This is a genomic window from Rhodobacter sp. 24-YEA-8 (genome assembly GCF_900105075.1).
In the GTDB taxonomy this organism is placed as follows: domain Bacteria; phylum Pseudomonadota; class Alphaproteobacteria; order Rhodobacterales; family Rhodobacteraceae; genus Pseudogemmobacter.
In genome coordinates, this window is record NZ_FNSK01000003.1 from 44029 (window position 1) to 63237 (window position 19209).

Sequence of the window (19209 nt, forward strand, 5' to 3'; positions counted from 1 at the left end):
ACAAGATGGCCAATGATATCGCGCTTGCGGTCAGGGATATCCGCAAGAGTTTCGGCCCGCTCGAAGTCCTCAAAGGCGTCAGCCTCGAGGCAAGGCGCGGTGATGTCATCTCGCTGATCGGGCAAAGTGGGTCCGGGAAAAGCACGCTTTTGCGCTGTATCAATTATCTCGAAACCCCGGACAGCGGCGAAATCATCGTCGGCAATGAGGTGATCCGCGCCCGGCCCGTCAAGGGCAGGATGCCGCGCGCCGACCGCAGGCAGCTGGAACTGGTCCGCCAGCGCCTTGGCATGGTGTTCCAGAACTTCAATCTCTGGGCGCATATGACGGTACTGGAAAACATCATCGAAGGGCCGCGCCACCTGCTGGGCCTGTCGCGCGACCAGGCCGTGGCCGAGGCCGAGCAACTGCTTGAAAAGGTCGGTATCCGCGAAAAGAAAGACAGCTATCCCTCGCGCCTTTCCGGCGGGCAGCAGCAGCGCGTGGCCATCGCACGCGCGCTGGCGATGAATCCCGAGGTCATGCTCTTTGACGAGCCGACCTCGGCGCTTGACCCTGAGCTGGTGCAGGAAGTGCTCCAGGTGATCAAAGGGCTTGCTGCCGAGGGCCGCACCATGATCCTTGTCACCCATGAAATGGCGCTGGCGCGGGACATCTCCTCCGAGGTGGTCTTCCTGCATCAGGGCCTGGTCGAAGAGCGCGGCGCGCCCTCCGACATGATGAGCAATCCGAAATCGGACCGGCTGCGCCAGTTCCTCCGCATGGTTGCATGAGGCCCCCTGAGAAAGAGAACAGGGGAAATCTCTGACACCGCAGGCCGCGGGCACCAGGCCACCATCGCGGCGGCACTTGTCGCGATGGTAAGCGGGCGTTTCATGACGATTTCGCTGCCCGCGTGACGCCCCCCTTCGCGCCCCTATCCCTGCGCGAAGAAGCGCGCAACGATTGCCGTCAGAAAATCCGGCAGTGTTTCAAAGGCATAGGGGGCGTGCACCCGTTCCAGCCGTTGGTGATATTCGCGCCCCCAGGGGCCGATATTGACCACCGGAAAGCGCAGCGCATTATCCGGCACATGGTCGATATATCGCCGGGCGGGCGTGTTTTCCGCGACGATCCTTGCGTCTTCCGGTGGCGGGACATTGCCCAGAAAGCTCATGTCCGAGATGCCGACAAAGGTGTCTCGCCAGCAGATCTGCACGCCGGTCGCGGCGAGGATCTCGTGCCTTGCGGTCTCAATCGCCCCCATCAGCGCCGCATCTTCGGCCCGGTCGGGATCGAGATGGCTGTGCGGGTAATGCAGGCTGCCAAAGCCCAGCACAATCGCCGGCCCGTTCAGCCCCGCACGCGCCACCAGCCGCGTGCAAAGCGCACGGCTGAGCGCCAGCGGATTGTCGTGGGCGGGCGGCGTCGCAAGGATCTCTTCCAGCGCGGCCTGACCTTCACGCGCGGCAACAAGGCGCATCAGTTCTGCGATTGTCAGAACGCGCGAGGGCTCGGGCTCCGCCACTTCGCCGGTAAAGGCCTGCCGGTTGCGCGCGAAAGCCGCCATCGCCGCCGCAAGCGCGCTTTCCGCAAGGTTGTGGAACTGCGCCATCAGCGCCGAGGGGCTGCGGCTGTGCGACAGCCAGTTGAAGGCCAGCCAGACCTGTTCCGGCGTGGTCACATCATAGCCCGCGCGGAAGTCACCCCCGTCAAGACAGATCGGCGGCGGCGAGACCTCAGCGCCGCCCCGGTCGCAAAGATCGGGGTTGGTCTCCATCGCAGTCATCAGATGGGCCGCAATCAGATGCGCGCTGGCCCCGTCGAACGGGTAGCTCGCATGGGAGGGCTTGCCCACGACCATCGCAAACGGCAGGAGCTTGCCGATCGTGCCTTTGTAGATCGCCCGGCCCCCGGCGCCGTCGCCCTGATCGCTGGTCGCATCAAGATTGATGCCGCCCGCGATCTCAAGATCCCATTCACGCGCGAGCTCGGGCAGGATGTCGCGAAAGGCCCGCATCCCCTGCGAACTGGCCTCCTCATCCGGCGTCATGGCGAGCAGCAAATTGCCCTCTGCCGCGCCCGAGGCTGCGAAATTCTCGAGCGTGGTGATCCCGGCTGCGATGCCGCTTTTCATATCGAGAAGGCCGCGTCCTGGCAGGAAATCACCGCTTTCGAAATCGACCCGCGCCTTTTCCTCGGCGGGGGAAAGCGGGCGGCTGGCCAGATCCTGGCGCAGCGCGGCCAGCAACGGTTCGGGCGAGAAGGCGAGATCCGCCAGATCGCGGTAATTCGACGCGGAAACCACATCATAATGGCCCGCAAGCACCAGGGTGCGCCGCCCGCTCCCGCGCACAAGCCCGACCACGATCTGTCGTTCTGGCTCGCCATGGCTGGCAATCAGGCGCACCCGTTCAGGATGATCCGCGAAACAGGGCAGCCCGCGCAAAAGGGCGGCGGCTTTCTCGCCGAACGCCGCCTCGCCCGGGGTGCCGGTCTCGCTCGCCCATTCCACAAGGCGCAGGGCATGATCCAGGCAGCGCGCCGCGTTTTTACCCTGAACCGCGCGCCCGGTCTGGCCGCTGCCGGGCTGTTCTTCATTCACCATCGATCATCCTCGCCGGCATGTCATTCTCACCCTCTCCGGGCGGCGCAAAACTCTCGCCCGTCAGGGCCTCAACCGATGACAGGGCCACCGTCACCAGTTCATTTTCTTCAAAAAGCCCGCCTGCAAGCCGGCCTTCCAGCCAGAGCCCGTCCATCAGTGCATTGATCGCAACGGCAAGCCGATGGGCGCGGGTCTCATCGATCTCTTTGCCGCGCGCTGCAAGGAAAGCCACGATCAGGCGCTGCAGCTTGTTGCGAAAGGCCAGATAGCCCTCGCAATGGATCCCGGCCAGCGTTGGGTTATGGCTCACCTGGCTGATAAAAGCCGACCAGAGCGCCAGATTTCGGTTGTTGGAAACCGGCTCCGTCAGATTGGCCACGATGAAACGGCGCAGATTTTCCGCAGCGGATCCTGCCTCCTCCTCATCGGTGAAGGTCAGGACAGAGACCACCCTGCGGTATGCCTCCTGCAGCAGGATCTCTTTGCTTTCAAAGTGATGCGCGATCAGACCGGGGGCAACCCCGGCCTGTTTCGCGATCTCGCGAAAGGTCGCGCCCTGCAGACCCGATTGCGCAATCACATCCAGCGCCGCCTCGACCAGATCACCCCGGCGTTGCGCCTCGGGGATCCGCCGCCAGGCCGGGGCCTTTGTCACGCCGCTTGCCGGTGAACCGGACGGGTGAGGCAGGTTGGCCCGCCTTCGCAGGCGATGCAAAGCGCGTCGCCCTCGAAGGTTTCCACCGTGCAGCCGGCGGCGATGAGCGCGGCCTTGGTTTTCGGGAAACCGCTGAGCATGATCAGCTCATTGGGGCGGGTCGGCAGCACATTGAGGCTGAGGCCGTTGCTGGCGAGGAACTCATCCTTCGGCGACTCGACGATGCGGATGCCGCGCTGTTTCAAAAGCCTGTAAAGCGCGACCGGCAGCAGCGGCAGGAAGGCCAGCACCAGGTCATCCGCCAGCGGGCTCAGGACCGACAAGAGATGCAGGCAGGCGGCTTCACCGTCCCAGAGCGGCAGGTCAAAGGCCAGGATGCTGACACCCTCGGGCGCAAGAATTGCCGTCAGCTGGTCGATGCCGAGCTGATTGGTGCGGATGCCGCGCCCGACGAGCAGCGTTTTTGGGTCAAGCCAGATACAGTCACCGGCCTCGACGGTTGCCTCGCCGGTGATCCGGCCTGCAACCGGGATCTGATGCTGCTGATAGACGGCCTCGTGCAGAGCGGGTTCATCCCGGCGGCGCAGCTTGCCCATATTTAGGATGATCGCGCCCTTGTCGGTCATCAGTGAAGGGTCATGCGTGAACATCGCATCGGCAAGGCCGTCGTCCTGATCCTCAAGCCAGATGATCTCGGCCCCGGCCTTCACGATCAGATCGGCAAAGCCCTGATATTGCGCGATGGCTTTGGCGCTGTCGAAGGGGGTCACATAGTTCCAGTCAGCGGGATCGGCCTTGATGAGGCTTGCCCCTGGCCGCCGCATCATCACCTTCAGCAAAGGCGCCGACATTTCCTGTGAACCGTATTGTGCCATGGGTCTCTCCCTTGTTGCGCGTCACGATACCTTATTGGTCAGGTGATCAATAAGATCGGAAGGGCAGCGCCGTCAAGGCCCCGGCCACGCTTCGCAGAGGTGCGAATTGCACCATGTTTCGCGAACGTTCCCTCGCTGATTCCGAGGCAAGGCGGCCATGACGGGGACATGCAATTTCGCGGACGGGTTCGGGGGCGATACGGTCGCGCAGATCACCGGGCGGGGCAGTCAAAAGACGCTGCCTGAGTTGTGCATATATGCTCAGATTATGAGCGGATTTGCATAAAATAACGCCATCCCGGGCGGACCGCCATTGTGATACCCAGCCGGCGGCTGCACGGAGCAAGCGAAGCCCGGGCCTGCTTACGAGCTTTTATTTTCGGCGGCATGAAACCGAACATGCCGATCTTTCGTTTAGTCGTGGTGCTGTGGGTTTAAAACAAGGCTTCAACAGAAGGTGTATGGTATAGTGTCGCAACAGTTGTTGGTTAAAAGTAACGAAGTCAGACAATACGCTTGTCCAGATGAATCGAGCGATTCAGGTACAGAAGCTGAGAAGCGGATTGAGATCCACAGTACGGTCGGGCGGGTATTTGAAGGCATCGAAGCCCTTGGTGTTCTGACGATGCAGGATGCGGGCGCCGAGCAGGACGAAGGTATCAGCCGCGTTACGTATCAATTCAATCAGCTCAGACTATCCGGCTCTGACGCCTCAGCACCGAAATTTGCAGCCTGCTTTTACTGCCGCTCCGACATTGACCGGGCTCTCATCACGAATGAGCTCCGTCTGGGCCTGTGGGCACCCCCTTCGTTTCAATCAAACTGGATCGTGGTTGCCAGCAAGATTGTCGTTAACCAGTTTCAGCTCGCAGGGATGAATGTGCGGTGGGATGGTTCAAAATACATGAGGCCGGTCGTTCATCTGGCATAGTAACTGACCGGTCAATGGCCCAGAAGCTTTGACAGTGTCACACTATGCGAACAGCCCTCTTCGACCGGTCGTTCTGCCCGAATGACGTTGGCCCATCTGGCGGCAGGGCACAGAAAGATTGGACGGCAGACCCCGGCCGGGTTGGGCCGGCGCTTCTCCCCTTAACGGGGCCTGATGTTGCGTAGCCCACAAAGCAGCACGCAAGCCCCCGTTGTTCAGCCAGACGGCGATACCCTTTGGCCTGTTGTCCCATTCAGTCCTGCCACAGCACATCGCGGCTGATCGCTGCGAGTGAGTTGCAACCGGTCAGTGCCATTGCCACTTCAAGCTCGGCCCGCAAAATGGTGACCATATGCGCGACCCCGCTTGCGCCGCCGGTCGCAAGCGCATGGATCTGCGGGCGCCCCACCATCACCGCCGCCGCCCCGAGCGCCAGCGCTTTCAGAATATCGGTGCCGCGCCGGATGCCGCCATCGCAGATCAGCGGCACCCGCCCCGCTGTGGCTTCGGCAATCCGGGGCAGGATCTCGGCAGAGGCGGGCAGGCCGTCAAGCGCCCGTCCACCATGGTTCGAGACGATGATCCCGTCGATGCCTGCCGCAATGGCCCGGATTGCATCCGCGGGTCTCGTAACCCCCTTCAGAAGAATCGGCAGGCGTGTTGCGGCGCGGATCCAGGCCAGGTCTTCCCATCTCGGCTGTGTCTCCAGTAGCCCCAGAAACGCGGCGCTGCGACCGGGCATTGCGGTAACCCGGGGCGGCGCCATGCCGATAGTGTTGACCGCCCCGATCCCGTCGGGCAGGCGAAAACCGATCCTCTCTTCGGTATTGCGCAGTTTGACCGGTGCATCGACCGTCAGCACCAGCGCGCGCGCACCTGCCCCTTCGGCGCGCCGGATTAGGCTTTCGGTATCCTCGCGCCGGGCCTGGGCATAAAGCTGGAACCACCAGGGCCCCTGCGCCACCGAACCGAAATCCTCGATCCGCGTCGAGGCCAGCGTTGACAGGGTCATAACCGCACCGGTCGCGGCCGCTCCTAGTGCGGTCTCGATTTCACCTTCCGGATGGGCGAGATGGTGATAAGCCACCGGCGCCAGCAGCACGGGATGATCCAGCGCAAGGCCATAAAGTGAAAGGCCGGTCGAGGCCCCGCGCATATCCGCAAGCACTCCTCCCGCCAGCCGAATCCTGTCCCAGCCCGTCAGATTGGCCGCATGGGTCACGCCGTCGCCCGCGCCCCCGTCCAGCCAGGCCGAGACCATCGCCGGCAGTCGCTTCTGAGCAAGCCTCGCATAATCGGACAAGGCGACAACATCAGGCGGGATCGCAAAATCCTGGCTCAAGGCTCAGACCTCGGCCCATTGGCGGATCATATTGTGGTAATGCGCAGTCAATGCGGTCACCGCCGGGTCATCATCGGGCAAAAGTGACCGGATCCGCATAATCGCCTGATCCAGATCGTAAAGCATATGGCGCTGCCAGTCATCGCGCAGCATGGATTGTGCCCAGAAAAACGAGGCCCAGCGGGAGCCACGCGTGACCGGCGTCACCGCATGCAGCGAGGTTGCCGGATAGATCACCGCAGCCCCCGCGGCCAGTTTGACGTTATGGGTGCCGTAAGTGTCATGCACGACAAGTTCGCCGCCGTCATAGTCTTCGGGCGGGGTCAGGAAGACCGTGGTCGAGACATCGGTCCTGATGCGCTGGCCGGAGCCGGGCACGACCCGGATTGACCCATCGACATGCGCGCCAAAGGTCATGCCGGTATCATAGCGGTTGAACATCGGCGGCAACACATGCAGCGGCAGAACCGCCGAAGAATAGACCGGGTTGCGGCCAAGCGCACGCGCCACGATCTGCGACAATTCGCGACCAACGGGGCTGTCTTGCGGCACTTGCAGGTTCAGCTTTACCTGCGCCGCCTGATCGCCTGCGGTCACACGCCCGTCGACCCAGTCGGTTCCTTCAAGCACCTGACGGATATACGCCACTTCTTCTTTGGTCAGCAGATCGGGAATGGTGACAAGCATGGGCAGCTCCGTCTGGTTTCTGGCAAGGATAGCGCGCGACCCGCACCTGGGTAAGCCCGGATCGGGCGGGGCCGGACAGGAAGGCGGGCGGCAGATGTGCAGTCTTCAGATTTGGAAAAGGGGCGACATTGCGCCGCCCCTTTCCAGGATCAGGTCAGCCAGGGGCAGCGTGCCCGGCTCAGAACCGGTAATCGATCTTGGCGGTGACCGAACGGCCAGGAGCGCGGTTCGCGAAAATCCCCACATGCGAGGCGTCATAGAGGCGCTCGTCCAGCAGGTTGTTGATATTGACTTGCAGCACGGTGGCCTCGGTCAGCTCATAAGCGACCATGGCGTCAAAGCGCCATTGCGACGGCAGGATCATCGTGTTCGCCGCATCAAGCCAGCGCTTGTCGGTAAAGGTCGCACCACCACCCAGGGTCAGCTTGTCATTGACCGCATAGGTCGACCACAGGCTGAAGCTATTCTTCGCATTGAACTGCATCTGCTTGCCGTCATTGGCGCCGGTGGTGCCGCCGCCTTTGATCACTTCCGCATCGGTATAGGCATAGCCGAGCGAGACGCCCCACTGATCATTGATCTGACCCGCAACGCCGAGCTCAATGCCTTGCGCGCGGCTCTCGCCGGCCAGAGCAACACCAACGCCGGTGATCGGGTCGGTCACACGGGCGTTCTTCTTCTCGGTGCGGAACAGGGCGGCCGAAACGAGCAGGCGGCTGTCAAACAGCTCCCATTTGGTGCCGAGCTCGTAGCTCTTGCTCTTTTCCGGGTCGAGATTGACACTGCCGGCAGTCAGCGTGCAGGCGCCAGCGCCATCTGCGCCGCCCGCCATGCCGGCGCATTCGCCCGACGGGTTCGACGAGGTGCCGATGGCGAAATAGACACTGCCATTCTGCGCCGGCTTATAGACCAGCGCGGCCGAGTAGTTCAGCATATTGTCTTTGCGCGAACGTGTGTCGTCTTCGACTTTATACTTGTCGTAACGCAGCCCCAGATCCAGCGACCATTGCGGGTCGAAATGGATGGTGTCGAAGAGATAGAGCGCTTTGGTAGTGGTCTCGATCGGGGTGCCCCATGCGCCCCAGCTGTAGCCAGGATATTGCACCGGATCAAAGGGGTTGGGGCTGCCGACCGGAGTGGTTCCTACCGTCGGTGGCGTCGGATTGCTTCCGACAAGCGGTCCGGTGCCGATCAGGCTCGCCGATCCGATCTTTTCTTTCGAATATTCGAGGCCAACTGCAAAATCATGCGTGAGCGTGCCGGTTTCAAACGATCCGCTGAGACCGGTCTGGAACGCGACTGCCCGGTTCTTTTTCGCACCAGAACGCAGATCGCGTACCACCTGATCGGTGTTTCCCCTCATGGTCGGGCGCGTCATCATGTAGTGCTGCTCGGACCCGATCCAGGCCAGCGTGGTGTCCCATTTCAGAGTCTCGCTGAATTCATGTTCGAATTTCAGCATCGCGCTCTGGTTCGTCACATCGCGGAAGTCGCGATAAGCCGAGCCGAAGAAGGCGCTGTCCGGCATCACTTCAATCGGACGGCCTGGGTTGTCGGTCGAAATCGCCGGCCCGCCGTTGCGTGTCCGCCAGCCTGCGGTCTCCATCGGCACGCCGAGATCTGGGGTGCCATGCGCCTCGTCATGCGACAGGTTCAGCGAGACCTTGCTGGCGCCCAGGCCCTTGGTGAAGGCCAGCGCGATACCTTTCCGGTCATCCTCCAGCACATCGCGGCCCGGCACGCCCGAATCCTGCGCCATCACGTTGAGACGCAGCGCCATATCCTGACCGAGGTCGAAATTGCCGTCATAGCTCAGGCGCTTATGCTTGCCATTGCCAACGGTTGCAGAGGCGGTGTTGAAGCTTTCGCCCAGTTGCGCCTGTTTGGTCACGAGATTGACCGACCCGCCGGTCGCGCCACGGCCCGAATAGGCGCCACCGGGGCCCTTGACCACCTCGACCGATTCCACATTGAAGGATTCACTCGAGGTCCGGCCCAGATTGCGCACGCCGTCGATCATCATATCGGTGGCGGCCTGGTAGCCACGGATGAAGAAACGGTCGCCCATCGGCGTGCCGCCTTCGCCCGAGCCGAGCGTCACGCCAGGGGTGGTGCGCAGAACTTCCAGCACCGAGGTGGCATTGCGCTCTTCCATCTGGCGCTGTGTGATGACGGTGATCGTCTTCGGCGTATCGACGATCGGCTGGGTGAATTTTTCAGAAGAGCCTTCGGTGACGCGATAGTCATTCGCGGCTTCGCCCTGCGCGCCGCCCGAATGCAGCACGATAGTGCCCAGATGTTCTGAATCGGTGGTTTGCGCATGGGCGTCACCGGCGATGGTGGCCGAGATCGCAAGGACCGGCAGCAGCCCGAGTGTCGGCATAGGACGCAGGCCGTTTCCGGCAGAGGACTTCGAAGAATAGCTCATGGAGGCTCCCGTAATAAGAATCCGGGCCGGAGGGCCGCGGGGGCGAACATGTGGGGGAGCTGGCTTGAAATTCTGGCTTGCTCTATGGTTTCAGCGCTGCCGCGAAGACGATTTACGACAATTTTACCTGGTTGCCCTTCCAACACCTGACTATTTTCGTCAACACTTTGTGACACTTGGCACAACAGCAAGTGCCGTATGGCGTGATTGCTGCATCATAATTGCAACAGATCCGCCGATTCTGCCGGAAATTGGTGCGTTTACGCAAAGTCGCGGAAGGAATAACCCGCGACCTGATCCGGCTCGCACAGTGAACTGAGCAGCTCCGGTTGCCACATATGCCCTGACATAACAGCGGGCTCCGGACGTCCCGACCTGTGAGCATCGTCATATGCGCGTCGCGGCGCACCGGAGCCGGGCTTTCAAAAGGGTGCGCCGCGCCCCTTGGAACACTATTAATTAGCCAATTTGCCATATTAAAGAGGCTGAGCCGCGCAAGAGTGATCTTTGTCGGTGATGGCGGGGCGAGGCCCGCAGGAGGCTTGACCCCGGCCAGGGCAGGCCGGATAGGGTGGCGCGTGATAGCGGAAAATGTGCCAGAACAGCAAAGAGGGCAGGCAATTGTCAGGAAAGGGCAGCAATTCTGGCAGGCTTCGGCAGTATAACGAGCGTTTCCTCCTGCAGTCCCTGCGCCACCAGCGCGAAGCCTCCAAATCCGATCTCGCCCGTGTCGCGCATCTTACCCCCGCAGCGGTGGCTGATATTGTCGATGGGCTGGAGCAGGCAGGTTTCGTCAGGCAGGTTGGCAAAAGACTGGGCAAGCGCGGATCACCATCGGTTCTCTATGCCGTGAACCCGACGCGGCTCTACAGTATCGGCATCAAGATCGGTCGTCGCGCAATGGTGGCGGTGATGCTGGATTTCGCCGGCGAGATCTGCGCCCGGATGGAACAGGAATATGATTTCCCCGACCCGGCCCGGGTCCGGCGCGTGGGCAATGCCGCGATTGCGGATTTTCGCGCCCAGGCCGGCCGTGTGCCCGGGGCTGCTATGGCGGGTCTCGGCATTGCCGCCCCCTATTTCCTTGGTGGGTGGAGCGAAAAGCTGGGCTTCCCCGCGAATCTGGGCAGCCGCTGGCACGCGCTGGATCTGGCGACCTTTTTCGACAGCGGAGAGATGCCGGTTTTCGTAGAAAATGATGCGACGGCCGCCGCCCATGCCGAGCTTGTGCTTGGGAGCGGCACCCGGTTTCGCGATTTCATGCATATTTCGATTGATACCTTTATCGGCGGCGGCCTGGTGCTGGATGGCAAGGTTCATACCGGCCCGAATGGAAACAGCGCGGCGCTCGGGCCGCTGCCGGTCTCACCTTCAGGCCTGACCCCAGCGAAAGCGCCGTCTGCGCGCTATACCAGCTTGCTGCACCGCGCCTCGATCTGCGTGCTGATGGATCATCTGCATGCGCAGGGAATTGGGATCTCGCGCATGCGTGCGCTTGAGCCTTTACCCGAAGCGGCCCGCCAGCCGGTGCGGGACTGGACGCTGGATTGTGCGGGGGCGCTGGTCGAAGCGATCATCGCGATCACTTTAGTCATCGACCTCGAAGCAATCATCATTGACAGTATCCTGCCACGCAATCTGCATCTCGATCTTCTCGCGCAGGTGCAGGCGCGGTTCAATGAGGCTGGGGCCATCGGGATCATCGCACCCGAGTTACTGGGCGGCGGCTTTGGTGCCCTGGCTGCGCCGGTGGGGGCAGCAACCCTGCCTGTTTCGGCCTTGCTCGCACCGGATTCCAGTGTGCTGATGCTGGGAGAGCGGTCACACGCGCTGGCGGGGCGGCTGTCCTGAGCGCGGGGGGCTGTCCGTGGATACTACCTCGACCGCGCCCGCGAAATGATAGCCGATTGCACGTTCGGTCATGATTAACCGGGGATGTGCGGGGTCCGGTTCGATTTTGCGCCGGAGCCTCAGGATCAGAACGTCGATGGTGCGTTCATAAACTGCGTCATGCCCGCGCCGCGTCATATCCAAAAGTTGGGCGCGCGAAAGGACCCGTCCATGTGCGGCAAGCAGGGCCGCCAGAAGATCGAATTCGCCGACCTTCAGATCGACAGCATTGCCCTTCTGATCGGTCAGTCTGCGTCGCAGCGTGTCGAGCACCCAACCGCCGAACCGGAAGCCTTCGCGCAGGGATGTATCTCCCGGACCCGGCAGCGCAGCACCTGTGCTGCGGCGCAAAACGGCGCGTATCCGCGCGGCGAGTTTCCATACTGCAGCTCAACCATTTCCGCCCGCAATTCCAGTGTCTTGCGGCTGGCCTCCAACAATTGCCCTATCGCCTGCGACAGCCCCCTGGCAAGATCGCGCACCCGCTGCCCGGCCTCTCCGGCGAAAGATGCGCTGTCGGGCAGATCCGCCACCAGCAGACCAAGATCGCGGATCATCCCATCGATCCGCACCGTTTCGGCCTCGAGCTGATTCATCACCTCGACCGAGCTGACAAAAGGGGCAAGTGCCGCCAGGGCCGTGCTTTGCTGCGCGAGCCTTGTAGCCGAGAGGATATCCGGAAGTCGCTCTTCACTGAGCGAGGTCAGCGCGCTGCCGGTACGATTGAGACCGCTGATGGCCAGAATGCCGGAGCCCAGCATCAGTGTCAGCATCGCGGCAATCGCGATCAGAAGCTTGGCCCTGACCGTGCGTGGCAGCGCGATTGCTGTCATTGGCCCCTCCATATTGCCTGCGTGATGCACCTGGAGCATGCGCCTGTGCCGTCAAGGATGTCAAAGTGGCTCTTGAACCGATGGTTTTCTGATCTCAGGGTTTGATGATGCGATCCTCTTTTTTGCATGTAAGGATAAGGCAAGGCTCCGGGGGCGTTCTCCCGACGAAAGACTATATTTGTTCATCGGCATCGACCGGATGAGCAGGTTCGCCGTGGCCTGACGCATCGACAAAGCCGACAGGAAGACGGCGTGTGAAAACCCATCCGAGCAAGGCTGCCGCGCTGAATGCCGCCCCCAGTGTCGAAACCCCGCCCCAGCCGGCATGCGCGTAGGCCGTCGTTGCTGCGATGGCTCCGATGGCGCTGCCGAGAGAGTAGAATGCCATATATCCGCCGACGAGCCGACTGCGCGCCTGCGGATGCCGGTCGAAAATGATGCTCTGATTGGTGACATGGACGGCCTGTACTGCGAGGTCCAGCACCACGACACCAGTCAACAGGGCGGGAATTGAGATCGGCAGCAATGCGATCAGCCCCCATGACACCAGCAGGAGCGTTAGCGAGAGGCCGGTCGTCCATTGGCCGAGACCGCGATCCGCAAGCCTGCCCGCGCCCGTTGCAGCAATGGCCCCCGCCATGCCGACCAGTCCGAACAGGCCGATCTGGCTGTGGGAATAGCCGAATGGCGCAGCGCTGAGCGGCAGCACCAGCGCGGTCCAGAAGGTGCTGAACGCTGCAAAGATAAGCAAGGCGAGTATGCCGCGACCCAAAACCACGCGATCCGCCAGGAACAGAAGGGGGATGGAGCGCAAAGCCGCTGCGTAGCTGTCAGGGCTTTCCGGCGGCAGATTGCGCGGGAGGACGCGCCAAAGCAGTCCGGCCATCGCCAGTGTGAGGCCCGCCGAGGTCAGATAGACCGCCCGCCAACCGGCGAAGTCGGCGAGCATACCTGCGAAGAAGCGCGCGCCAAGGATGCCGATCACCACACCGCTCGTTACCATTCCAACAGCCTTGCCACGTTCGGCGGGCGTGGCGAGCGTCGCCGCGAAGGACACCAGCACCTGAACCAATACGGCGAACAATCCGACCGCAGCCATGCCGGCAAAGAGGATCGCTTCGGTCTTTGCGGTGCCGACGGCGATCAGCGCGACAACGGACAGAAAGCCCTGTCCGACGACAAGTTTCCGGCGGTCAACCAGGTCGCCCATCGGCACGATGAAGATCAGGCCCAGCCCGTAACCCAGCTGCGTCAATGTCACCACAAGGCCGATCGCGGCCGGCGCGATCCCGAAATCCTGCGCCATCGCCTCAAGCAAGGGCTGAGCGAAATAGATGTTGGCGACGCTGAGACCGGCGGCGATGGCGAAGGCCAGGGCGATGATCCTCGACAAGCTGCCATCCTTGCCGTGCGGGGTGCTGCTTTTGTGCTGCATGGTGATCCTGCTTGTAACTTCATTCTGGTCTCAATTCAGAACTACTTGTACGGGCAGTAATCCAGTTCTATTTTAGAACCAGATTCGCGATGATGGAGGTCGGCTGCGATGGTGAAACGGGTCAGCCTGTGGAATTCCGGTTGTCCGGTGGCGCGGTCTCTCGATGTGATCGGCGACTGGTGGTCACTGCTCATCATCCGCGATGTCTTCGACGGTGTAAGGCGGTTCAGCGAGTTTCAGACCGGCCTCGGCATTGCCAGGGGGGTGCTGGCAACGCGGCTGCGCGATCTGACTGAACGCGGCATCCTGGAAATGGCGCCTGCCTCTGACGGCACCGCATATCGGGAATATGTCCTGACGGAGAAAGGGCGCGGCCTGTTTCTGGTGATCGTTGCGCTCCGCCAATGGGGTGAAGACCATCTTTACCACCCGGGCGAAGCACGATCATCACTGGTGGATATCGAAACCGGCGCTCCGGTCACTCGTCTGCAGCTGCATGCGGAAAATGGGCGGGCTGTCGGATGGGAAGAGACGCGGGTGCAGTAAGCCAGCCTCGGCCGCGTCAACCACGCGTTCCTGCTGCGGTCGTATGACGGCCTGATGATCCGGGCCGGGAAGTCCCGGTCCTCCGCCATCGACGGTAGACCTGCCCGGCACCCCGGCTATGACAGGTCACGGCGCTGCCGAAACTCCTCACCGCCTGAGCCGGAAAGCGTCTGCCCGGCTGCCTCCTCACGCCGCGTGCCGCATCAAACCCTGCGCAAAGGAAACCGTTCCGCACAGCAGATTTGTTCAGCAGCCTGTTAAGCCAGTGGCTGGATCTGCGGATAGTTCCGATAATAACAGAGCAAAGCGCTGATCCTGCCAGCGTTCCGAAATGTTGCGCTGCCAGATACCGCTTTCGCGCCTCATTCCGCTCCCCCATGCCGGCTGCGCCAGCAGCTGGCGCTCTCTGCGCTATGCGCTTTGCCCGGGTCTGCCGCTCTGCGCCTGGCGTCGTGTCGGGCAGGGGGGCCTGAATTATTCGCTTTATCATACAGACGGTTGTCGCTCTTTCACCCGATTGATAGGCTGCACCTATCGAAACTGCTCCATTGATCGATTTGTCATTGCTGCGCCTGCATCCTAAAGGGGTCCGGAATTCTGCAAGGAGCTGACCATGGCCATTATCAACAGCAAGATCCTCCCCTTCAAAGCACAGGCTTTCCGGCAGGGCAAATTCATCGAGGTGACCGAATCGGATGCTGTCGGCCAATGGTCGGTGTTCTTTTTCTACCCGGCCGATTTCACCTTTGTCTGCCCGACCGAATTGGGCGATGTCGCAGATCACTATGCTGAATTGCAAAGCCGCGGCGTCGAAGTGTTCTCGGTCTCGACCGATACGCATTTCACGCATAAGGCCTGGCATGACAGCTCGGACACGATCGGCAAGATCAACTACACCATGATCGGCGACCCGACCCATCAGCTGAGCCGCAGTTTCGGCGTGCTGCGCGAAGCTGAAGGCCTCGCAGACCGTGCAACCTTCATCGTCGACCCCGATGGTGTGATCCAGGCTTTTGAGATCACGGCCGAAGGCATCGGCCGCGATGCCGGGGATCTGCTGCGCAAAATCAAGGCTGCGCAATATGTCCGCGCCCATCCGGGCGAGGTCTGCCCGGCCAAATGGCAGGAAGGTGATGACACCCTTGCCCCTTCGCTGGATCTCGTTGGCAAGATCTGAGGCGCGCGCCGCTGATCCTGTCTCCCCCGGGGGTGTCCCCTCGCCCCCGGGACCTTCTGCTGACCCTGCCTGAAAGATTATCCGATGCTCGACGCCGCTATGAAAACCCAGCTGAAGGGCTATCTGGAACGCCTTATGCGCCCGGTCGAGATCACCACTTTCGCGGGGGATGATGCAAAATCGAAAGATATGCTGGCGCTGATCGCCGATATTCGCGGCCTCTCGGATAAGATCACTGTCACCGAAGGCGCGGATGCGGCGCGGGTGCCGTCTTTCGCATTGTCTTCGCCTGGTCAGAATATCAGCCTGACTTTTGCGGGCCTGCCGATGGGGCATGAATTCACCTCGCTGGTACTGGCGCTTTTGCAGACCGGTGGCTATCCGGCAAAGGTCGAACAGGCGATCCAGGATCAGATCCGGGCGCTGAAGGGCCGGTTCCGCTTTGAGACCTATTTCTCGCTCTCCTGCCAGAACTGCCCCGATGTGGTGCAGGCGCTGAACCTGATGGCGGTGCTGAACCCCGGGATCGAGCATGTCGCCATCGACGGCGCGCTCTTCCAGGCAGAGGTTGACGCACGGCAGGTGATGTCGGTTCCGACGATCTTTCTCAATGGTGAATTGTTCGGCGCGGGCCGGATGGATGCCGAACAGATCCTGGCAAAGATTGATACGGGTGCGGTGAGCCGCGCGGCAGAGAGCATCTCAGCCCAGGCGCCTTATGAGGTGCTGGTGGTCGGCGGAGGCCCGGCAGGTGCGGCGGCGGCGATCTATGCCGCGCGCAAGGGGATCCGCACGGGCGTAGTCGCAGAACGCTTTGGCGGCCAGGTGCTCGACACGATGTCGATCGAGAACCTGATTTCGGTCCCGCATACCGAAGGACCGCAGCTCGCGCGTGCCCTGGAAACACATGTCCGCGAATATGAGGTCGATATTTTCAACACCCAGGTGGCCACCAGACTGGAAGAGGTCCCGGGGGGCTATCGGGTTACCCTGGCCTCGGGCGCCGCGCTCAACGCGACATCGGTGATCCTGTCGACGGGGGCGCGCTGGCGCAAAATGGGCGTGCCGGGCGAAGAGCAATATCTGGCAAAGGGCGTCACCTTCTGCCCGCATTGTGACGGGCCTTTGTTCAAGGGCAAGCGCGTTGCGGTGATTGGCGGTGGCAACTCCGGCGCCGAGGCGGCGATTGATCTCGCCGGTCTTGTGACCCATGTGACCCTGATCGAATTCGACAAAGCCCTGCGCGCCGACGACGTGTTGCAGCGCAAGCTTCGCAGCCTGAAAAACGTCACCATCCTGACCGAGACCCGCACCACCGAGGTCAAAGGCGATGGCAGCAGGGTCACGGGCCTTGCCTGTGAAGACCGCCGGAGTGGCGAGATCCGTGAGATCGCGCTGGAGGGGATCTTCGTGCAAATCGGGCTGATGCCGAATACAGGCTGGCTGAAATCCACGCTGACGCTCAGCCCGCGCGGCGAGATTGTGGTCGATGCCCATGGCGCAACCTCGCTGCCAGGGGTCTTTGCCGCCGGCGACTGCACCACCGCGCCCTATAAGCAGATCGTCATCGCCATGGGCGAAGGCGCAAGGGCCGGGCTCGCGGCCTTTGATCACCTCATACGTCTGCCGGTCGCCGAAAAGGCGGCCTGAACGGAGCGAATGGGATGAAGCTGCGCGATCTGGAATACCTGGTGGCCCTTGCGGATCACCGCAATTTCCATCGCGCGGCCGAGATCTGCCATGTGAGCCAGCCGACCCTTTCGGGCCAGATCCGCAAGCTTGAAGAAATGCTGGGATTTGATCTTTTTGAACGCGCGCCGCGCAATCTGCTGATCACCGATGCGGGGCGTGAAGTGCTTGCTCATGCCCGCCGCGCCCTGGCAGAGATCGGCCACATCCGGGATATTTCGGCCAGCCGCGCCAAAGGCGGGGCGCACAGGCTGCGGCTTGGCGTATTTCCGACGCTTGGCCCCTATTTCCTGCCCTGTCTGGTTCCGGCTTTCGTTGGCCGTTTTCCCAAGACAGAGCTGATCTTGCAGGAGGCCAAAAGCAGCCTGCTGATCCGGCAGCTGGCGGATGGCCAGCTTGATGCCGCCTTGCTGGCGCTGCCGGTGACCGAGCCCGGCCTCACCGGCCTGTCCCTGTTTTCGGAACCCTTCCGCCTTGCGGTGCCGGCGGCTCACCCCCTGGCCGGGCGCGAACGGATCTCGGCGGCGGAGATGTCCGGGCAGCGTCTCATGCTGCTTGAGAGCGGCCATTGTCTGCGGGACCAGGCGCTTGATCTGTGCCGCATCTCAGGCGCGGAAGAGGTCGACGATTTTCGTGGCACCAGCCTCGAGACACTGCGCCAGATGGTGATTGCCGGCATGGGGATGACGCTTTTGCCCAGACTTGCCTGCACCAGCACCGATGGTCTCAGCTGTATCGCCATTGCTGATCCCGGATTTGTACGGCGGATCGGATTGTTCTGGCGCAAAAGCAACAGCCGCATCGAGGTGATGAATTCGCTTGGCGGCCTGATCGCTGATGCGGCGCGGGGGCAGGGGCTGCGTCTCGACGAAACAGCCTGAGCGCGATTGCCGGTCAGTTGCTCTGTGTCAGCATCAGCAGCAGCGTGACAACAGGCCGGATCGCGCCACGCCGCGGTTTCCTCCGCTTTGTGGCCAGAGATCTGGCGCCCGTGCCTCTGTCCGTGCGGTCTGAGCCGGAACTGCCGCTGCCTGCGCAATGTGGTGCAATTACTCCTCCCATGCCGCTGGCCAAAACCGGGGCGTGGTCTCACCGGTCACGCCCCCGTGCCGGTCAGGCGCTGGCAGGGATGGGGGTCGATTCACAGATATGAAGATGGGTCCGCCATCCGGCGCATTTTTCATGCAGCGCGTCTGGCAAGGCCCGGTCGGTGAACAGCGTGTCGATTTCAGCCAGACAAGCGATCCGCGCCGGCGCGGATCGGCCCAGCTTGCTGTGATCTGTGACCAGAAATGCCTGCCGGGCCTGGCGCAGGATTGCCCGGCTGACCCGCACCTCGGCCAGATCATAATCCAGCAGGTCGCCGTCCAGATCCAGCGCCGATGTGCCGATAACCGCGTAATCCACCTTGAACTGTTCGATGAACTGGGTGGCAAGTTCGCCCACCAGGCCGCCATCCGAGCGGCGCAGCGCGCCCCCCGCCACCATGATCTCGCAGCCCGGATTATCCGCGAGAATATTGGCAACATTCATGTTGTTGGTGATGACCGTGATATTCGAATGGTGGATCAGTGCGCGCGCCACGGCTTCGGTTGTCGTGCCAAGGTTGAGGATCAGGCTGGAATTGTCGGGGATCGCTGCGGCGCAGGCGGTGGCGATCGCGGCCTTGGCCTCGGAATGCAGACGGCGGCGCGCCTCATAGCCCAGATTGACCATGCCCATACGGGGCACCGCCCCGCCATGGACGCGGTCAAGCAGCCCCGCCTCGGCCAGATCCGTCAGGTCGCGGCGGATGGTCTGCAGGGTCACGTCGAAACGATGCGCCAGATCCTCAACGACAACCCGGCCCTCGGCCCGGGCAAGTTCTACGATCTGGTTTTGCCGGATGCTCAGCACCAAGGAGTCGCGCCTTCTGCAAGGGTTCGTTTCATGCGCGGTTTTGTCCGCCGTTTTGCCGTTGTGATGCGGAAGAATACGGAAGGCAAGCCCGCGTGCAAGCCTGCGAGACGGCAAAAGCGAAAATTTAGACGCAGCATTTACGCCGCATCGCGGCAATTAATGTTCTTTAATGGCAAAATCGCGCAAAAACGAAAATGCATGCTTGACCGATGAAATCTGGCTGCTACTCGTTGAT

Annotated in this window: 17 protein-coding genes; 7 read left to right on the forward strand and 10 right to left on the reverse strand. The window is 62.0% G+C overall.

The genetic code is table 11. From position 1 onward, the window contains the following. Window positions 1-5: 5 nt before the first annotated feature. Window positions 6-773: an ABC transporter ATP-binding protein gene (locus BLW25_RS19230; protein ID WP_092903193.1), complete on the forward strand. Its 768-nt coding sequence runs from the start codon at window positions 6-8 to the stop codon at window positions 771-773. A 143-nt stretch (window positions 774-916) separates the two neighbouring features. Here BLW25_RS19230 and BLW25_RS19235 read toward each other — a convergent pair whose 3' ends face one another. From BLW25_RS19235 to BLW25_RS19245, 3 genes are read right to left on the reverse strand one after another with little or no spacing between them, the layout of a single operon-like run. After that, window positions 917-2587, reverse strand: coding sequence for a M20/M25/M40 family metallo-hydrolase (locus BLW25_RS19235; RefSeq protein ID WP_092903195.1), 1671 nt, complete (start codon window positions 2585-2587; stop codon window positions 917-919). Then, window positions 2577-3242, reverse strand: a complete 666-nt coding sequence (locus BLW25_RS19240; protein WP_092903197.1) for a TetR family transcriptional regulator C-terminal domain-containing protein — start codon at window positions 3240-3242, stop codon at window positions 2577-2579. Before BLW25_RS19240 ends, BLW25_RS19235 begins: the two co-directional genes overlap by 11 nt. Continuing rightward, window positions 3239-4117 carry a dimethylarginine dimethylaminohydrolase family protein gene (locus tag BLW25_RS19245; protein WP_092903199.1) on the reverse strand — a complete coding sequence of 293 codons (879 nt, stop codon included), beginning with the start codon at window positions 4115-4117 and terminating at the stop codon, window positions 3239-3241. Before BLW25_RS19245 ends, BLW25_RS19240 begins: the two co-directional genes overlap by 4 nt. A 469-nt stretch (window positions 4118-4586) precedes the next feature. Here BLW25_RS19245 and BLW25_RS19250 point away from each other — a divergent pair, with 469 nt between their 5' ends. Further along, window positions 4587-5048 carry a DUF6891 domain-containing protein gene (locus tag BLW25_RS19250; RefSeq protein ID WP_092903201.1) on the forward strand — a complete coding sequence of 154 codons (462 nt, stop codon included), beginning with the start codon at window positions 4587-4589 and terminating at the stop codon, window positions 5046-5048. 253 nt (window positions 5049-5301) lie between these two features. On the opposite strand, the gene BLW25_RS19255 is transcribed toward BLW25_RS19250, so the two are convergent. The 3 genes from BLW25_RS19255 to BLW25_RS19265 form a co-directional block, all read right to left on the reverse strand. Next, window positions 5302-6390 (reverse strand): alpha-hydroxy acid oxidase, encoded by a 1089-nt coding sequence (locus BLW25_RS19255; protein ID WP_253188592.1) that lies wholly within the window; start codon window positions 6388-6390, stop codon window positions 5302-5304. 3 nt (window positions 6391-6393) lie between these two features. After that, entirely contained in the window at window positions 6394-7077 is a 684-nt protein-coding gene (locus BLW25_RS19260; protein ID WP_092903203.1) for a Fe2+-dependent dioxygenase, read from the reverse strand. Between the two features lie 178 nt (window positions 7078-7255). Further along, a complete protein-coding gene (locus tag BLW25_RS19265; RefSeq protein WP_092903205.1) occupies window positions 7256-9505 on the reverse strand; it encodes a TonB-dependent receptor in 2250 nt (749 codons plus the stop codon). Between the two features lie 591 nt (window positions 9506-10096). Here BLW25_RS19265 and BLW25_RS19270 point away from each other — a divergent pair. Next, window positions 10097-11356 (forward strand): ROK family transcriptional regulator, encoded by a 1260-nt coding sequence (locus BLW25_RS19270; RefSeq protein ID WP_216279431.1) that lies wholly within the window; start codon window positions 10097-10099, stop codon window positions 11354-11356. Here the strand turns inward: BLW25_RS19270 and BLW25_RS19275 are convergent. The 3 genes from BLW25_RS19275 to BLW25_RS19280 form a co-directional block, all read right to left on the reverse strand. Beyond that, window positions 11327-11668, reverse strand: coding sequence for a winged helix-turn-helix domain-containing protein (locus BLW25_RS19275; RefSeq protein ID WP_253188593.1), 342 nt, complete (start codon window positions 11666-11668; stop codon window positions 11327-11329). The two genes, BLW25_RS19270 and BLW25_RS19275, sit on opposite strands and share 30 nt — an antisense overlap. Continuing rightward, window positions 11641-12228 (reverse strand): hypothetical protein, encoded by a 588-nt coding sequence (locus tag BLW25_RS24085; protein ID WP_143040568.1) that lies wholly within the window; start codon window positions 12226-12228, stop codon window positions 11641-11643. Before BLW25_RS24085 ends, BLW25_RS19275 begins: the two co-directional genes overlap by 28 nt. A gap of 172 nt (window positions 12229-12400) precedes the next feature. Beyond that, complete coding sequence (locus BLW25_RS19280; RefSeq protein WP_216279432.1) at window positions 12401-13621, reverse strand: MFS transporter; 1221 nt, start codon at window positions 13619-13621, stop codon at window positions 12401-12403. Window positions 13622-13771: 150 nt separating this feature from the next. On the opposite strand from BLW25_RS19280, the gene BLW25_RS19285 reads away from it, so the two are divergent. From BLW25_RS19285 to BLW25_RS19300, 4 genes are all read left to right on the forward strand, one after another. After that, window positions 13772-14209, forward strand: coding sequence for a winged helix-turn-helix transcriptional regulator (locus BLW25_RS19285; RefSeq protein WP_092903211.1), 438 nt, complete (start codon window positions 13772-13774; stop codon window positions 14207-14209). Window positions 14210-14822: 613 nt separating this feature from the next. Then, window positions 14823-15386: an alkyl hydroperoxide reductase subunit C gene (gene ahpC / locus BLW25_RS19290; RefSeq protein WP_092903213.1), complete on the forward strand. Its 564-nt coding sequence runs from the start codon at window positions 14823-14825 to the stop codon at window positions 15384-15386. An 84-nt stretch (window positions 15387-15470) separates the two neighbouring features. Continuing rightward, window positions 15471-17036 carry an alkyl hydroperoxide reductase subunit F gene (gene ahpF, locus BLW25_RS19295; protein WP_092903215.1) on the forward strand — a complete coding sequence of 522 codons (1566 nt, stop codon included), beginning with the start codon at window positions 15471-15473 and terminating at the stop codon, window positions 17034-17036. 14 nt (window positions 17037-17050) lie between these two features. Then, window positions 17051-17956: a LysR substrate-binding domain-containing protein gene (locus BLW25_RS19300; RefSeq protein WP_092903217.1), complete on the forward strand. Its 906-nt coding sequence runs from the start codon at window positions 17051-17053 to the stop codon at window positions 17954-17956. Between the two features lie 232 nt (window positions 17957-18188). On the opposite strand, the gene BLW25_RS19305 is transcribed toward BLW25_RS19300, so the two are convergent. Further along, a complete protein-coding gene (locus BLW25_RS19305; RefSeq protein ID WP_092903219.1) occupies window positions 18189-18974 on the reverse strand; it encodes a DeoR/GlpR family DNA-binding transcription regulator in 786 nt (261 codons plus the stop codon). Window positions 18975-19209 lie beyond the last annotated feature (235 nt).

Bases quoted from the DNA above. Each gene is read 5' to 3' on its own strand.
- ahpC (WP_092903213.1), top strand. From the start codon at position 14,823: ATGGCCATTATCAACAGCAAGATCCTCCCCTTCAAAGCACAGGCTTTC.
- BLW25_RS19245 (WP_092903199.1), bottom strand. From the start codon at position 4,117: ATGGCACAATACGGTTCACAGGAAATGTCGGCGCCTTTGCTGAAGGTG.
- BLW25_RS19260 (WP_092903203.1), bottom strand. From the start codon at position 7,077: ATGCTTGTCACCATTCCCGATCTGCTGACCAAAGAAGAAGTGGCGTAT.
- BLW25_RS19270 (WP_216279431.1), top strand. From the start codon at position 10,097: ATGTGCCAGAACAGCAAAGAGGGCAGGCAATTGTCAGGAAAGGGCAGC.
- BLW25_RS19235 (WP_092903195.1), bottom strand. From the start codon at position 2,587: ATGGTGAATGAAGAACAGCCCGGCAGCGGCCAGACCGGGCGCGCGGTT.
- BLW25_RS19265 (WP_092903205.1), bottom strand. From the start codon at position 9,505: ATGAGCTATTCTTCGAAGTCCTCTGCCGGAAACGGCCTGCGTCCTATG.
- BLW25_RS24085 (WP_143040568.1), bottom strand. From the start codon at position 12,228: ATGACAGCAATCGCGCTGCCACGCACGGTCAGGGCCAAGCTTCTGATC.
- BLW25_RS19230 (WP_092903193.1), top strand. From the start codon at position 6: ATGGCCAATGATATCGCGCTTGCGGTCAGGGATATCCGCAAGAGTTTC.
- BLW25_RS19300 (WP_092903217.1), top strand. From the start codon at position 17,051: ATGAAGCTGCGCGATCTGGAATACCTGGTGGCCCTTGCGGATCACCGC.
- BLW25_RS19285 (WP_092903211.1), top strand. From the start codon at position 13,772: ATGGTGAAACGGGTCAGCCTGTGGAATTCCGGTTGTCCGGTGGCGCGG.
- ahpF (WP_092903215.1), top strand. From the start codon at position 15,471: ATGCTCGACGCCGCTATGAAAACCCAGCTGAAGGGCTATCTGGAACGC.